The sequence below is a fragment of the Bradyrhizobium sp. Pha-3 genome, assembly GCF_042258615.1.
GTDB lineage: Bacteria > Pseudomonadota > Alphaproteobacteria > Rhizobiales > Xanthobacteraceae > Bradyrhizobium.
On the sequence record NZ_CP170152.1, the window covers coordinates 1,248,513 to 1,262,477 of the forward strand.

General features: G+C 62.8%; 15 protein-coding genes. 13 read left to right on the top strand and 2 right to left on the bottom strand.

Features of this window, described 5'->3' with window-relative positions; translation table 11 throughout:
• Positions 1 to 40 precede the first annotated feature (40 nt).
• The 6 genes from ACE10Z_RS05835 to ACE10Z_RS05860 all read left to right on the top strand — a co-directional run bounded on the left by ACE10Z_RS05835 (position 41) and on the right by ACE10Z_RS05860 (position 6,751).
• Positions 41 to 958 carry a metallophosphoesterase gene (locus ACE10Z_RS05835; RefSeq protein WP_375787088.1) on the top strand — a complete coding sequence of 306 codons (918 nt, stop codon included), beginning with the start codon at positions 41 to 43 and terminating at the stop codon, positions 956 to 958.
• A gap of 224 nt (positions 959 to 1,182) precedes the next feature.
• On the top strand, positions 1,183 to 3,075 hold the full coding sequence (locus tag ACE10Z_RS05840; RefSeq protein ID WP_375787089.1) for an adenylate/guanylate cyclase domain-containing protein: 1,893 nt from the start codon (positions 1,183 to 1,185) through the stop codon (positions 3,073 to 3,075).
• A 335-nt stretch (positions 3,076 to 3,410) separates the two neighbouring features.
• Positions 3,411 to 4,898: an ABC transporter substrate-binding protein gene (locus ACE10Z_RS05845; protein WP_375787090.1), complete on the top strand. Its 1,488-nt coding sequence runs from the start codon at positions 3,411 to 3,413 to the stop codon at positions 4,896 to 4,898.
• 177 nt (positions 4,899 to 5,075) lie between these two features.
• Positions 5,076 to 5,525, top strand: a complete 450-nt coding sequence (gene ybgC / locus ACE10Z_RS05850; RefSeq protein ID WP_375787091.1) for a tol-pal system-associated acyl-CoA thioesterase — start codon at positions 5,076 to 5,078, stop codon at positions 5,523 to 5,525.
• 86 nt (positions 5,526 to 5,611) lie between these two features.
• Positions 5,612 to 6,079 (top strand): DUF1348 family protein, encoded by a 468-nt coding sequence (locus ACE10Z_RS05855; RefSeq protein ID WP_375787092.1) that lies wholly within the window; start codon positions 5,612 to 5,614, stop codon positions 6,077 to 6,079.
• 177 nt (positions 6,080 to 6,256) lie between these two features.
• Positions 6,257 to 6,751, top strand: coding sequence for a hypothetical protein (locus tag ACE10Z_RS05860; RefSeq protein ID WP_375787093.1), 495 nt, complete (start codon positions 6,257 to 6,259; stop codon positions 6,749 to 6,751).
• Positions 6,752 to 6,992: 241 nt separating this feature from the next.
• Here the strand turns inward: ACE10Z_RS05860 and ACE10Z_RS05865 are convergent, their stop codons facing one another.
• Positions 6,993 to 7,637 (bottom strand): glutathione binding-like protein, encoded by a 645-nt coding sequence (locus ACE10Z_RS05865; protein ID WP_375787094.1) that lies wholly within the window; start codon positions 7,635 to 7,637, stop codon positions 6,993 to 6,995.
• Between the two features lie 99 nt (positions 7,638 to 7,736).
• Between ACE10Z_RS05865 and ACE10Z_RS05870 the strand changes: the two genes are divergently transcribed.
• The 4 genes from ACE10Z_RS05870 to ACE10Z_RS05885 all read left to right on the top strand — a co-directional run bounded on the left by ACE10Z_RS05870 (position 7,737) and on the right by ACE10Z_RS05885 (position 10,278).
• On the top strand, positions 7,737 to 8,396 hold the full coding sequence (locus tag ACE10Z_RS05870) for a TetR/AcrR family transcriptional regulator (RefSeq protein ID WP_375787095.1): 660 nt from the start codon (positions 7,737 to 7,739) through the stop codon (positions 8,394 to 8,396).
• Positions 8,397 to 8,487: 91 nt separating this feature from the next.
• A complete protein-coding gene (locus ACE10Z_RS05875) occupies positions 8,488 to 9,135 on the top strand; it encodes a dihydrofolate reductase family protein (RefSeq protein ID WP_375787096.1) in 648 nt (215 codons plus the stop codon).
• A gap of 266 nt (positions 9,136 to 9,401) precedes the next feature.
• The gene (locus tag ACE10Z_RS05880) at positions 9,402 to 9,806 is read left to right on the top strand and encodes an ArsR/SmtB family transcription factor (protein ID WP_375787097.1); all 405 of its coding nucleotides are present in this window, start codon (positions 9,402 to 9,404) and stop codon (positions 9,804 to 9,806) included.
• Positions 9,799 to 10,278, top strand: a complete 480-nt coding sequence (locus ACE10Z_RS05885) for an SRPBCC family protein (RefSeq protein WP_375787098.1) — start codon at positions 9,799 to 9,801, stop codon at positions 10,276 to 10,278. The genes ACE10Z_RS05880 and ACE10Z_RS05885 overlap by 8 nt, the downstream gene beginning before the upstream one ends.
• Positions 10,279 to 10,597: 319 nt before the next feature.
• On the opposite strand, the gene ACE10Z_RS05890 is transcribed toward ACE10Z_RS05885, so the two are convergent.
• Complete coding sequence (locus ACE10Z_RS05890) at positions 10,598 to 11,563, bottom strand: 2-hydroxyacid dehydrogenase (RefSeq protein ID WP_375787099.1); 966 nt, start codon at positions 11,561 to 11,563, stop codon at positions 10,598 to 10,600.
• Positions 11,564 to 11,652: 89 nt separating this feature from the next.
• Here ACE10Z_RS05890 and ACE10Z_RS05895 point away from each other — a divergent pair, with 89 nt between their 5' ends.
• The 3 genes from ACE10Z_RS05895 to ACE10Z_RS05905 all read left to right on the top strand — a co-directional run bounded on the left by ACE10Z_RS05895 (position 11,653) and on the right by ACE10Z_RS05905 (position 13,772).
• Positions 11,653 to 11,940: a hypothetical protein gene (locus ACE10Z_RS05895; protein WP_375787100.1), complete on the top strand. Its 288-nt coding sequence runs from the start codon at positions 11,653 to 11,655 to the stop codon at positions 11,938 to 11,940.
• Between the two features lie 189 nt (positions 11,941 to 12,129).
• Positions 12,130 to 12,498 (top strand): YciI family protein, encoded by a 369-nt coding sequence (locus ACE10Z_RS05900; protein ID WP_157347862.1) that lies wholly within the window; start codon positions 12,130 to 12,132, stop codon positions 12,496 to 12,498.
• Positions 12,495 to 13,772, top strand: coding sequence for an RNA polymerase sigma factor (locus tag ACE10Z_RS05905; RefSeq protein ID WP_375787101.1), 1,278 nt, complete (start codon positions 12,495 to 12,497; stop codon positions 13,770 to 13,772). The genes ACE10Z_RS05900 and ACE10Z_RS05905 overlap by 4 nt, the downstream gene beginning before the upstream one ends.
• Positions 13,773 to 13,965: the final 193 nt, after the last annotated feature.

Genomic DNA, 13,965 nt, shown 5'->3' on the forward strand with positions numbered 1-13,965 from the left:
GCGTCTTCAGAAAGCGCCAGGCATCACCGATCACAGGCCCATGATTTCACGTCGTCACTTTCTTCGCGGGTTTGGCGGAATGACCGCCGCCACCGCCTCGACCGGAGCCTACGGCCTGAGCGAGCCGGTCGTCCGGCTCATGCTGACGCGCTACGATCTGTCGCCGCGGCAATGGCCTGCGGATTTTCCGCTCAAGATCGCCGCGATTGCCGACATTCACGCCTGCGATCCCTGGATGTCGCTCGATCGCATCGCTGAGATCGTCGAGCGCACCAACGCGCTGAACCCGGACATCATCGTGCTGCTCGGCGACTATGTCGCAGGGCTGCGCCACGTCACCCGTTTCATTCCGGCCTCGGAATGGGCTGCGGTGCTGAAGGACCTGAAGGCGCCGCTCGGCGTGCATGCCGTGCTCGGCAATCACGACTATTGGGATGACAAGATGGTGCAGCGGCAAGGGCAGGGCACACCCGTCGCGCGCCGTGCGCTGGAGCGCGTCGGCATCCCGGTCTACGAGAACGATGCGGTGCGGCTCACCAAGGACGGCCGTCCGTTCTGGCTCGCTGGTCTCGGCGACCAGCTCGCCTATTTGCCGGCGCGGCGCAATCGCGAGGTCCGGCGTATCGGCGTCGACGATCTCAACGCGACGCTCGCAAAGGTCACCGACGACGCACCGGTGATCCTGCTCGCGCATGAGCCCGACGTTGGGCTCCGCGTGCCCTCGCGCGTTGCGCTACAGCTGTCCGGCCACACCCATGGCGGCCAGATCCGGCTGCTCGGATGGTCGCCCGCGGTGCCGGTGAAGCACGGCATGCGGCTCGCCTATGGCCATATCAAGCTGAAATGCGACGTCGTCGTCTCCGGCGGCCTCGGCTGCAGCATCATGCCGTTCCGCCTCGGCGTGCCGCCCGAGATCGTGCAGGTCACGCTCGGCGCAAAGGGGCCGGTGGTGTCCTGACCGTCCAGGCCGTGTACTCATAAAGGCGCGGACGTTGGCGTTTGGGGATCAGGCTGCATAGGGAATTCCTTGAAACGCGGCATCCTTTTGCGGGGTAGGCACGTTCGTCACCCAAACGGGTGTCGTTCACCCATGCCGACCTCGGCGCGTGACAACAGCCGCCCGCTCCTGTAAAAACATTAAGCCCCGATGCCGCGGGAAGGAGGTGCCCTGTGAAACGCAGGATGACAGCCGTCCTGCTGGCGGATGTCGTTGGCTACAGTCGGCTCATGTCGACCGACGAGGACGCCACCCACGTGATGCTGTCCGAATGTTTCGGCGGCGTGATCGAACCCAAAGTTTCCGAGCATGGTGGTCGCCTGATCCGATCCAGCGGCGATGGATTGCTTGTCGAATTCGGCAGCGCTCTGGATGCCGTACGTTGCGGTATCGAAATTCAGCAGGAATTGAACCAGCGCAATGCCGGTGCCGCCCCCGAGCGCCGCTTCCAAATGCGCATCGGCGTAAATGCCGGTGACGTCATTTTCGACGAGCGCGATATCTACGGAAACAGCGTCAATATTGCAGCTCGGCTGGAGACTCTCGCCGAGCCAGGCGAGCTATTTGTTACCAATACTGTTCGCGATCAGCTCCTGGGTCATCCGGAACTCGCATTCGAGGACAGGGGCCGTCATCGGCTCAAGAACATCGACCCTCCGATTCAGGTCTATCGGGTCACGCGGGCCGAGGAGCAAAACAAATCCCTCCTGGGGCGAATGCGCCTTGCCGCGCGCCGAGCTATCGCGCTTCCTCCGATGCGTCGTTCGGTGGCCGCAGCATTTGCAGTCCTATTAGCCATCGCAATGTTTGTAGGCACAGTGCCGTTTTGGCATGGCCAAAAAGCGCAGTCTGCTCAAGCTTCCATCATGGTCATGCCGTTTCGCAGCATGAGCAATGATCCGCAGGAGGGCTATTTCGCCGACGCGGTCACCGATGATCTAACCACGGACCTTTCCCGCTTGACAGATACTGTGGTGATTGCGCGCGCGACGGCTTTCACTTACAAAGGGAAAGATATCGACCCTCGACAGATCGGACTGGACTGCGACGTTCGATATCTCTTGGAAGGCAGCATCCGGAAAATCGGTACCAAGGTGCAAGCTAATGCGCATCTGGTAGATGCGCGCTCCGCCAGAGCTATTTGGGCGGATCAATTTGATACTGATGTTACAGACCTTTTCGAATTGCAAGAAGTTGTAACGGGCCGAATCGCCTCGTCGCTCGGACTTCAACTGGTCAAGGCCGAGAGTCGTCGACGTGATCGGTCGGGAGATTCCAATGCGATTGATATGAGGTTACGTGCCATGGCCATTCTCATTGACTCGGTTACTCCACAGCACAATCTTATCGCACGCAAGTATCTTCAAGATTCTCTGCAGCTCAGCCCGCAATCGGCCATCGCCTGGAGCCAACTGGCAGATGTCTTGATGCGTGACTATTTGAATCGCTGGAACGAAGCTGCTGGAACAGATTCCAACGCACGCATTGAGCTGCTGAACCAGGCCGAGCATGCGTTGCAACAGGCATTTAGTCTCGACCCGACCATTGCTCTGAGCCATATGGATGATGGCTTTATTCGCCGCGCGAAGGGGGATCATCAAGGAGCCCTGGACGCTTTCGAACGGGCGCTTGCTCTCGATCCCAATCTTGCCCTCGCATATGCTCAGAAAGCCAATCAACTTGTCCTGACGGGGCGTCCCAAGGAAGCGCCTCCGCTGGTGTTGAAGGCGATCAGACTCAGTCCCCGCGATCCCGCCAGGAGTGTATTTTCCTGGGTCCTGGGGCGCGCGTACTTCGCGATGGGAAACTACGACGACGCAATTGTTTGGCTTCGAAGAGCGGTTGAGGAGAGACGCACGGTTTGGTTCAGTCGGGCGCATTTGGTGAGCGCCTTTGCGCTGGCCGGAAAGCAAACCGAAGCGGTCGACGCGTTGAATGATTTCAACGGCGCACTGCCGGGTTACACACTGGCGCGCATCCGCGACATCTATTCCCAGGAAATTCCAAATCAGCATCAAGCGTTTCAGAGTACATTGAATGAACTCTTCAAGGGATTGCAGCAGGCGGGGATGAAATAACCGCAGTCGATCGACAAGGTCGGCTCATGGGTACTCATTCTGCTCGCGGCGCTACGAGTGCCGTCCAGAGCAGCACCCGAGGGATGATTGCGGATAAGGTGCCGGGCTGACATCTCTGCATGTGGCCGCTGGTGCGGTGCTCCGCCGTATCAAGCCTGTACGCTCAGCTCAGCTCGAATTTGAGGATTTGATCAGCCGGTATCAGGAGACATTCAATGCTTCAGATATCATGTCGGAAACTTTGCATTGTCGTGTCAGTTGGGGCCTTGTGGGCAGTGTTCGCTTCGGCGCAACCAATCTCGTCGCCAGTGCATACGAAGACTCTCATCGCGGTGATGCATTCCGATCTGCGCATCCTGGACCCGGGCTTCACCGGCGCGTATATCACGCGCGATCACGGCTACATGATCTTTGACACTTTGCTCGCCACCGACTCCGACTTCAAGATCCGGCCTCAGATGGCGGATTGGAAGGTCTCGGACGACAAGCTCACCTACACCTTTACCCTCCGCGACGGACTGAAATGGCATGATGGCAGCCCGGTCACCGCGGAAGACTGTGTTGCGTCGCTCAAGCGCTGGAGCAAGAACGAGACCATGGGCCAGACGCTGATGGACTTCACGGCCAGCATTGAGGCCACTGACGACAGAACCATCACGCTGAAACTGAAAGAGCCTTACGGGTTAGTGCTGGAATCGATTGGAAAACCTTCATCGATTGTTCCGTTCATGATGCCCAAGCGTCTGGCCGAAACGCCGCCGGGCCAGCAAATCAAGGAGCAGGTCGGCTCCGGTCCCTTCAAGTTCGTTCAGTCCGAATTCCAGCCTGGCGTAAAGGCCGTCTACGAGAAAAACACGGACTACGTGCCGCGTAAGGAGCCGCCGAACTGGACGTCGGGCGGTAAGGTCGTGATGGTCGATCGGGTCGAATGGATCCGGATGCCAGATGCACAGACCGCCGTGAACGCGCTGGAATCCGGCGACATCGACTTCATGGAGAATATCCCCTTCGATCTCGTGACGAAGTTGGCAGCCAACAGGGACTTGAAGCTTGAGACCCTCGACAAGCATGGCTTCCAGGTCGTCGGACGCATGAATTTTCTTTACCCGCCGTTCGATAACGTCCTGGTGCGCCGCGCGGCGTTGCTGGCGCTGAACCAGAAGGATGTGCTGGACGCACTGGTCGGTAATTCAGAATACTACCGGCTGTGTGGCGCGGTTTTCGGTTGTGATACGCCGCTGGCCACCGACGCAGGCTCGGAATCGCTGGTGAAAGGCAATGGCATCGCACAAGCCGCGAAGCTGCTTGCCGAGTCCGGCTACGACGGTACGCCTGTTGTGATCATGGCGCCCGGCGACGTCCTGGTTTTCAAGGCACAACCGATCGTCGCGGCGCAACTGCTGCGTAGGGCTGGTTTCAACGTGGACCTGCAGGCGACCGATTGGCAAACAGTGGTCTCCCGTCGCGCCAGCCAGAAGCCGCCGAAAGAGGGCGGTTGGAACCTGTTTTTCACCAACTTCATCATTGCCGATGTGGTGGACCCCGTCGTCAACATATTGGTCAACGGTCGTGGCAGGAACGGTGGTTGGTTTGGTTGGCCGGAATCGGCCCGGCTCGAAGCGCTGAAAGACCAGTTCGTGCGTGCATCCACGCCGGCCGAGCAGCAGAAGATCGCCGCAGATATCCAGGCGGTCGTCTATGACCAGGTGATCTATGTCCCCCTCGGGCAATGGCGCGGGGTCAGCGCGTGGCGAAAATCGCTCTCAGGCGTGCTTGACGGCCCTGCCACGCCGATCTTCTGGAACGTCGACAAGTCGGAGTGAAGCGCGAATCTCATGGTTCATTCTTCGTTGTGCGATCAGGCAATTGAAGTGAGCTGTGGCCGTCGTTACGTGGGTGGTTGATCGAGGGCTGCAATGCATTCTATCTGGTAGGATGGATCGGATCGTGATCGTTCGCGTTCTCGACGGCCGCAGGGATATCGAACGAGAGTTTTCTAAATGACCTTACCCCATATCGACGGCGCGATCCGCGATGGCCGACACCACATGCAAGTCCGTGTCTATTACGAGGACACCGATTTTTCCGGCATCGTCTACCACGCCAATTACCTGCGCTTCATGGAGCGCGGCCGCACCAATCATCTCCGATTGATGGGCGCCGAACAGAACGCGCTGTTCGAGGAGGCGCAAGAGGAGACCGGCGGCTTCGCCTTTGTGGTGCGCTCGATGACGCTGGACTTCCTGAAGCCCGCGCGGATGGACGACATGCTCGATGTCGTGACCTGGCCGATCGCGGTGAGGGGCGCCTCCATCATGCTCGCGCAGGAGGTCAGGCGCGGCGATGACGTGCTTGTGAAGGCGCAGGTGCGCGTCGCCTTCGTCAGTCAGGGCCGGGCGCAACCGATTCCGAAGTCCATTCGTGCGTTGATGAAGGCCGATCTGGCTTAACTATTGGCCGATAGGAAACGCCCCATCGACTCTGCGCGGCACGGCGATAGATTTGCGCGTGACAAAACAACCGCGAGGGATCGCCGATGTCACGCCCGCCGCTGCCCCCCTTCACCCGCGAGACCGCCGCGCAGAAAGCGCGCATGGCGGAAGATGCCTGGAATTCGCGCGACCCGGTTCGGGTTGCCGGCGCCTATACCGAGGACAGCCGATGGCGTAACCGATCCGAGGTATTTCAGGGCCGCGAGGCGATCGTGGCCTTCCTGACCCGCAAATGGGAAAAGGAGCTGGAGTATCGCCTGATCAAGGATCTCTGGGCGTTCGACGGCAACCGTATCGCGGTGCGCTTCCAGTACGAATGGCACGACGCCGCCGGCAACTGGTTTCGCTCCTACGGCAACGAGCAGTGGGAGTTCGACGAGCACGGCCTGATGCGCCGCCGCGAGGCCTCGATCAACGACATTGCGATTGCCGAGAAGGACCGCCGCTTCCACTGGCCCGCGCCGGGCCCGCGTCCGGCCGACGTGCCTGGGTTAGGGCAGGAGCCGTTTTGACCGCTGGGTAGCCCGGATGGAGCGAAAGCGAAATCCGGGGGCGGTATCGCCGCGGAGCAGACTGCCCCGGATTTCGCTGCGCTTCGTCCGGGCTACAGAAAGCGTTTGCAGGCCTCGATGAGGACTGGTTTATGCTGGTCGGCGTTGCAACCTCACCGCTTCCGCCGGACCCATTCCATGCCGATTGAACGTTCTGCCGCCATCGCGCTCGCAGGCTACCTGTTTGCGACTGCCTTTGTCGCTGTCCCGATCCAGCCAAGTGCCGCGAAAGATAAAATGAGCGGACCCGAGACCTGGGGGGCGATGTTCACACATCAAGTCGAGAGGTGTTGGAGGAAACCAGCACGCGTCGGAAGCGATGCAGAAAACATAAAGGCTGAGTTCATGATCGACTTGACGCGAGAGGGCAAGCTCGAGGGGCAACCGGTGGTGCTGCCAGGGAATGGCCCGGCCACATCCGATTATGCTCGGGCCTACCAAGCGAGCGCGCTGCGAGCGATCACTGAATGCCAGCCGTACCATTTGCCGGCCGAATATTACGATCAATGGAAAAAATTCCAGCCAGTGTTCACGGAGCGACCGTTCGCTCCGACACCGGCGGCTGCGCCAGCCGGGGAGCCCGCAGACAAGCTATCCAACACTCGCGCGCTTTCGATTTGCAAAGGCTGCTGACCGCGGCATCCGTGGCTGCGCTGAAGGCGAGGCGCGAGCCGGGCCGTCGTGCTTCGAGACGCGCGTTCCGCGCTCCTCAGCATGACGGGGATGAGAATGAGTGTGCAGCTAGAGTTAAGTGCGCAGATTTTCGCTCCGTCACCCCTGCGCAAAGGCTTCGTCTTTGTCGCTGGAGGTGCGAGCGGAGCGAGCCTCGAAGGGTGGACGGCCCCGTGCTCGGGGGCCGCCACCTTATTGCATCTTACGCCGCCGCCTTGTGCCGCGCGATCTCGGCCTTGTAGAGCTCGAACTCCTCGGCGACCGCCTTGGCAACCGACGGCCTCGTGCGCAGGCGCTCGTAATAGGCCTTCAGCGCCGGCCATTTCGCGAGCTCGATCGGCGGCGTCGCCATGGTCCAGTTGATCACCGTGACGAGATAGGCGTCGGCGACGCTGAAATGATCGAGCAAATACTCGCGGCCCTTCAGGTGATCCTCGACATAGTCGAGCCGCGACACGTATTTCTCCAGCGCGTAGGCCTTGGCCTCGGGCGGCGCCTTCTTGTCGAGCAGCGGCAGGAACAGGCCCTTGTGCAGCTCGGTGCCGATGAAGCACAGCCATTGATGCAGCTTTGACCGCTCGGCGTTCGACGCGGTGCCGATGCCGGCCCGCGGGAACTGGTCGGCGACATATTGCAGGATCGCCGCATTCTCGGTCAGCACCACGCCATCGTCGGTGCGCAGCGTCGGCACGAGGCCAAGCGGGTTGACCTTGTTGAAGTCTGTGCCGTCGCTGCGCACCTGCTTGGTCTTCGGGTCGACCTCGAGATAGTTGGCCGGCTGGCCCGCTTCATAGAGCGCGACGCGGGTCGCCATCGAGCAGGCGAGCGGCGAGAAATAAAGGTCCATGGGTGCCTCCTTGGCGGTGTCCGGCGCGGGATGTCCGGCCGTTATTGATTTTTGTACTGTCTTGGATAATATTGGCGTCGTCAACGAATTAAATGCGAAATGGTACAAAAAAATAACAAGCCGCCATCTGCTGCCAAGATCGCAGCCCCCACGGCGCCGAAGCGCCGCGGGCGGCCGCGCGCCTATGAGCCCGAGGTCGCGCTCGGCAAGGCGCTCGATCTGTTCAGGCGCGACGGCTTTGCCGCGACCTCGCTCGATGATCTGAGTGCCGCGACCGGCATGAACCGGCCGAGCCTCTATGGCGCGTTCGGCGACAAGCGCGAGCTCTACATCAAGAGCTACCAGCGCTACCGCGACGACGCGCGCGCGGCGATGGTCGACATCTTCCGTGCCGACGCGCCGCTGCGCGAGCGGCTCGAGCGCATCTATCGCATTGCGCTCGACATCTATCTCTCCGGCGAGTCCGGCCCGCGCGGCTGCTTCACGGTGATGACCGCGGCGTCGGAAGCGGTGTCGGATCCGGGTATTCGCACCATGGTGGTGGAAGGGCTGACCGAGCTCGACAAGGCGTTCGGCATCTGCTTCCGCCACGCCAAGGAGCGCGGCGAACTGCCTGAGGGCGCAGATCCGGCGTCGCTGGCGCATCTTGCCTCCGCGACCATTCACACCATCGCGATCCGCGCCCGCGCCCGCGTGCCGCGCAAGGAGCTCGAGGCGATCGTGAAAGGCGCCCTCGACGTGCTGTGCGCGGCCAAATAGCGGCGGCGAATTTTCTTACTGATCAAATGTCGGGTGCTGTTTTTCCCGCCCGTCTTCCGTAAGGTCCCTCAACCTACGGAAGTGGAATATCATGGGAAAAGTCAGGACTTCGGCATTCTCGGTCTCGATCGACGGATTTGGCGCTGCGCCACGGCAGAGCCTCGAAAATCCATTTGGCGAAGGTGGCATGGCGCTGCCTGCCTGGTTCCTCGGGACGCGGACGTTTCGCCAGACCTTCGGCCAGGATGGCGGCAGCACTGGTCTCGATGACGAGATCGCGCGCAAATCGATGGAAAATATCGGTGCCTGGATTCTGGGCCGTAACATGTTCGGCCCGATCCGCGGGCCGTGGCCGGATCATGCCTGGAAAGGCTGGTGGGGCGACAATCCGCCGTATCACACGCCGGTGTTCGTGCTGACCCATTACGCGCGGCCTGACATCGAGATGGAAGGCGGCACGACGTTTCACTTCGTGACCTCAGGCATTGCCGAGGCGCTCGAGCGCGCGCGCGATGTCGCGCAGGGCAAGGACATCAGGATCGGCGGCGGCGTCTCGCTGGTGCGCCAGTTCCTGCAAGCGCGCCTGCTCGACGAGCTGCAATTGGCGCTGTCTCCAGTGCTGATCGGCTCGGGCGAGAATCTGTTCGCGGGCCTCGATCTGCCCACGCTCGGCTATGCCGTCGTCTCGCATGTCGCGAGCCCGAACGCCACCCACGTCACCTTCGCGCGCAAGTCCTAGAGCAACAGACTCCGCTTCACCTCGCCCCGCGTGCGGGGAGAGGTCGGAATGCATCGTCAGATGCATTCCGGGTGAGGGGGAGTTTCCGCGAGCACAGTGGCAATCGGATACGCGGAGGCAGCCCCTCACCCCAACCCTCTCCCCGTAAGAACGGGGAGAGGGAGTGAAAGGCCGTCGCCCCGCGTCAGCGGCCGAAATTGGCCGTTGACGCGATCGCTGTTCAGTCGTATTTAACCCATAGGTTATTTAACCGATGAGCTAAGTGAATGCCGCTCGACCCCCTCAGTTCGACCTTCGCGGCGCTGGCCGATCCGACCCGGCGCGCGATCCTGGCGCGGCTCGCGCTGGGTGAGACCTCGGTGATGGAGCTGGCAAAGCCATTCGACATGAGCCTGCCGGCGATCTCCAAGCACCTGAAGGTGCTGGAGCATGCCGGGTTGATCTCGCGCGGGCGCGAGGCGCAGTGGCGGCCGTGCCGCATCGCGCCCTCTTCGTTCAAGCAGGTCGACGGCTGGCTCGGGAATTTCCGCCGCTTCTGGGACGACAGCTTCAACCGCCTCGACGGCCTGCTCGAGGAGATGAAGGCGGAGGAGGCCGCGAAGGCCCCGCCGCGCAGCACTCGTAAAGTCAGAGTAAAAAAGGAGAAGCAACGTGGACGCACGCGTGGATAAGACGCTGAGGATCACGACCCCGTCGGATTTCGAGTTCGCCATGACGCGCCAGTTCGACGCGCCGCGGCGCTTCGTGTTCGACGCCATGACGAAGCCCGAATATCTGGTGCGCTGGCTCGGCTGCGAGCAGCTCACAATGCCGGTGTGCGAGATCGACCTGCGCGTCGGCGGCGCCTATCGGTTCGTGTTCCGGTCGTCCGACGGCGTCGAGCACATCCTCACCGGCACCTATCGCGAAGTGGTGCGCCCGGAGCGGCTGGCATTCGGCGAGACCTTTGCGATGCCGGGCTTCACCAGCGACGAATATCTGGTCACCTCGACCTTCGTCGAGGAAGGCGGCATGACCACGCTGACGACCACCATTCGCCATCCCACCAAGGAGGCGCGTGACGGCCATCTCAATTCCGGCATCGATAAGGGCGTCGAGCCCGCCTACGACCGGCTTGCGGAGGTGGTTGCCGAGATGGGTTGAGGCTGCGGCCTCTGGGCTGTTCTGCCGTGATGGACAGGCCCATCAATCTGGTCGTCCCTGCGAAAGCAGGGACCCATACTCCGCGGCCCCTCTTTGGGGCGCGCGGGGAGACATTCTGCTCAACAACAGTGTGTCGTGGTTATGGGTCCCGAGGCGCGCTTCGCTTGCCCGAGACGACACTGCCTTAGTACCCATCGCTTACGATCCACAAGGTTTTCCCGCTTCGTAGCCCGGATGGAGCGAAGCGCAATCCGGGAGCAGTCCGTCCGTTGCGAGGATCCCGGATTTCGCTTCGCTGCATCCGGGCTACGCGCTGGCCTCAATACCCCCGCTTGCGATCGACCAGGTTCTCCAGTGCGCCGCCTTGCTCGAAGCGCGCGATCTGCTGCGCGACGTATTTCGAGATCTCGTCGGCATCGGTGTCGGCGGCGTTGTGCGGGGTCAGCACCACCTTCGGATGGCTCCAGAACGGGCTGTCTTGCGGCAGCGGCTCGGTCTCGTAGACGTCGAGCGAGGCGGCGCCCAGCGTGCCGTCGTCGAGCGCGCGCAGGATATCCGCTTCGTTCTGCAAGCCGCCGCGGCCGGCATTGATGATGACGGGCGCGCCGAGCGGGCTCTCGCGGTTCAGTTTCGCGAACGCGTCGCGGTTCAGCACGTGCCGCGTGTCCGGCGTCAGCGGCAGCAGGCAGACCAGGATGTTGGTCTGGCGCAGGAACGCGTCCAGCCCGTCAGCGCCGTGGTAGCAGGCGATGCCGTCGATCCGCTTCTCGCTGCGGCTCCAGCCGACGACGCGGAAACCGAGCGCCCGGAGTGCTTTTGCCGAGGCCGCGCCAAGTGTGCCGAGCCCCATCACGCCGACGGTGATCGCGCTTGCCGCCCATTGATAGTCCGGCGCCCAGCGCTTCGCTCGCTGCGACTCGCGCAGGTAAAGCTCCTGGCGGTGATGCATCAGCACATGCAGCACGACATATTCGGTCATGCGGTCGGTGAGGTCGCCGACCGCGACCCGCACCAGCGGCACGTCGGGCAGCGAGCGGTCGGCCATCAGCGCGTCGACGCCGGCGCCGAGGTTGAAGATGACGCGCAGGTTCTTGAATGCCGCGAGCTCGCCCGGCTTCGGCTTCCACACCGCGGCATAGTGCACCTCGGCGGGATCAAGCGCGCCATCCGGCAGCAGCACCACGCGGCGGTCCGGGCAGACCGTGTCGAACCGCGCCTTCCAGCGCGCCGACGACCAGTTTTCCGAGCCGCCATTGATCAGCAGCGCCAGTGCGCCCTTACCCATCCGGATACCTCCAATTTCAATGTGACTGATATCACAGAGCGGGCATCGCCCACTCCCTAGTCTCCTGCCATCAACCGGGGAGAACTTCCATGCGCAAGCTGATCCTGATCGCGGCTTTCATCGCAGCCGCCGCCACCACCGCTCAAGCCGGCCAGAGCCGGGGCCTCGTGCTCGCAAACGCCGATGCACCCGCTCAGGCGCAACCGGCCGTTGCGCCGGCGCAGGCCGAGGCCCAGCCGGCCCCGTCGCAGGCCCAGCCGGCCGATGCCCCGCGGCCGCAGGCGTCGCGTCCGGTGAAGAGGAGCCAGGCCAGCCGCCGGGAGAGCGACGAGGCCAAGGCGCGCCGGATCGCCGCTCGTTACGGCGTCTATTGGTAGTCGCACTATGAACGTTGAGGCGATGGCATGACACGCCGTCGCCGCGGCCTAAGACATTGTCGGTCGCGGCGCGCCATGAAAGCGTCGGCTAAATCCATCGCCGGCATCCGGAACCTAAATTTCTTTCGCTCCGCCTGTCGGCAGCGGGCATAATCATTCGTTCTTGCAATGAACGGAGATGCCTTTTCGATGCTGTACGCCATCCTCTGCTATCATGACGAAGACATGGTCGGTTCCTGGAGCAAGGAACACGACGCCTCGGTCATGCAGAAATTGTCGGTCGTGCAGGACAAGCTCGCCAAGCAGGGCCGGCTCGGCCCGGTGGCGCGGCTGCTGCCGACCACCGCGGCGACCACGCTGCGCAAGGAAAACCCGCCGCTGGTGCTCGACGGCCCGTTCGCCGAAACCAAGGAGCAGCTGCTCGGCTTCTATCTGGTCGAGGGCAAGAACCTCGACGAGGTGCTCGACATCGCGCGCGACCTCGGCGAGGCCAATCCCGGCGGCACCTATGAGATCCGCCCGGTCGGCTATTTCAATCAGGGGGGCACGAAGGCGTGAGCATGACCGACACCGCCTGGATCGATGCCGCGCTGACGTCGGCGCGTCCCCAGGCGGTTGGCGCACTGCTGCGCTACTTCCGCAATCTCGATACCGCCGAGGAAGCTTTCCAGAACGCCTGCCTGCGGGCGCTGAAGAGCTGGCCGCAGAACGGCCCGCCGCGCGATCCCGCGGCGTGGCTGATCATGGTCGGCCGCAACGTCGCGATCGACGACATCAGGCGCAGCAAGAAGCAGGAGGCGTTGCCTGACGACGACCAGGCGATCTCCGACCTCGGCGACGCCGAGGAAGAGCTCGCCGAGCGGCTCGACGGCTCGCATTACCGCGACGATATCCTGCGGCTGCTGTTCATCTGCTGCCACAAGGACCTGCCGGCGACGCAGCAGATCGCGCTCGCACTGCGCATCGTCTCGGGCCTGTCGGTGAAGCAGATCGCGCGCGCCTTCCTGGTCTCGGAAGCCGCGATGGAGCAGCGCATCACGCGGGCCAAGACGCGCGTCGCCGATGCCAATGTGCCGTTCGAGACGCCGGGCGCGGTCGAGCGCAGCGAGCGGCTCGTTTCGGTCGCGGCGATGATCTATCTGATCTTCAACGAGGGCTATTCGGCGAGCGGCGACACCGCTCAAATCCGCTCGCCGCTGTGCGAGGAGGCGATCCGGCTGGCCCGCCTGCTGCTGCGGCTGTTCCAGAGCGAGCCGGAGATCATGGGGCTGACGGCGCTGTTGCTGTTGCAGCATGCCCGCGCCGCCGCGCGGTTCGACGCCGATGGCGCGGTGATCCTGCTCGACGACCAGGACCGCGGTCTGTGGAACCAGAAGCTGATCGCCGAAGGCCTCGCGCTGATCGACAAGGCGATGCGCCATCGCCGCAGCGGGCCCTATCAGGTGCAGGCCGCGATCGCCGCACTCCATGCCCGCGCGGAGAAGCCCGAGGACACAGACTGGACCCAGATCGACCTGCTTTATGGCGCGCTCGAGATCATGCAGCCGTCGCCGGTGATCACGCTCAACCGCGCCGTTGCGGTCTCCAAGGTGAAGGGGCCGGAAGCCGCGCTCGAGATGATCGAGCCGCTGGCCCCGCGGCTTTCCAATTATTTCCATTATTTCGGCGTGCGCGGCGCCTTCCTGATGCAGCTCGGCCGCAACGAGGAGGCCCGCGTCACCTTCGACCGCGCCATCGCGCTCGCCAACACCACCGCCGAAGCCGCCCATATCCGCATGCATATCGACCGCCTGATGCGCGACAGCCAGCCGCGCAATGTGAAGGCGAAGTAGTCAGCTTTCCTGGTGATGATTCGCTGATGCAGGGGCATCCTCGCTGCACCTCTCCCGCTTGCGGGGTCGAGACGAGCGAAGCTCGCTCTTAGGTCGACGCGCGACGAGCGACGCGAAGCGTCGTCCGGAGCGCGGCGGGTGGGGGCTCTTTCCACAATGTGACTCGCGGAGAAACCCCCACCCCAGCCCTCCC

What these genes read in the sequence shown, in the direction of transcription:
- ACE10Z_RS05835 (WP_375787088.1), top strand. Translation starts at nt 41, where the DNA reads ATGATTTCACGTCGTCACTTTCTTCGCGGGTTTGGCGGAATGACCGCC.
- ACE10Z_RS05840 (WP_375787089.1), top strand. Translation starts at nt 1,183, where the DNA reads ATGACAGCCGTCCTGCTGGCGGATGTCGTTGGCTACAGTCGGCTCATG.
- ACE10Z_RS05845 (WP_375787090.1), top strand. Translation starts at nt 3,411, where the DNA reads ATGCATTCCGATCTGCGCATCCTGGACCCGGGCTTCACCGGCGCGTAT.
- ybgC (WP_375787091.1), top strand. Translation starts at nt 5,076, where the DNA reads ATGACCTTACCCCATATCGACGGCGCGATCCGCGATGGCCGACACCAC.
- ACE10Z_RS05855 (WP_375787092.1), top strand. Translation starts at nt 5,612, where the DNA reads ATGTCACGCCCGCCGCTGCCCCCCTTCACCCGCGAGACCGCCGCGCAG.
- ACE10Z_RS05860 (WP_375787093.1), top strand. Translation starts at nt 6,257, where the DNA reads ATGCCGATTGAACGTTCTGCCGCCATCGCGCTCGCAGGCTACCTGTTT.
- ACE10Z_RS05865 (WP_375787094.1), bottom strand. Translation starts at nt 7,637, where the DNA reads ATGGACCTTTATTTCTCGCCGCTCGCCTGCTCGATGGCGACCCGCGTC.
- ACE10Z_RS05870 (WP_375787095.1), top strand. Translation starts at nt 7,737, where the DNA reads ATGGTACAAAAAAATAACAAGCCGCCATCTGCTGCCAAGATCGCAGCC.
- ACE10Z_RS05875 (WP_375787096.1), top strand. Translation starts at nt 8,488, where the DNA reads ATGGGAAAAGTCAGGACTTCGGCATTCTCGGTCTCGATCGACGGATTT.
- ACE10Z_RS05880 (WP_375787097.1), top strand. Translation starts at nt 9,402, where the DNA reads ATGCCGCTCGACCCCCTCAGTTCGACCTTCGCGGCGCTGGCCGATCCG.
- ACE10Z_RS05890 (WP_375787099.1), bottom strand. Translation starts at nt 11,563, where the DNA reads ATGGGTAAGGGCGCACTGGCGCTGCTGATCAATGGCGGCTCGGAAAAC.
- ACE10Z_RS05895 (WP_375787100.1), top strand. Translation starts at nt 11,653, where the DNA reads ATGCGCAAGCTGATCCTGATCGCGGCTTTCATCGCAGCCGCCGCCACC.
- ACE10Z_RS05900 (WP_157347862.1), top strand. Translation starts at nt 12,130, where the DNA reads ATGCTGTACGCCATCCTCTGCTATCATGACGAAGACATGGTCGGTTCC.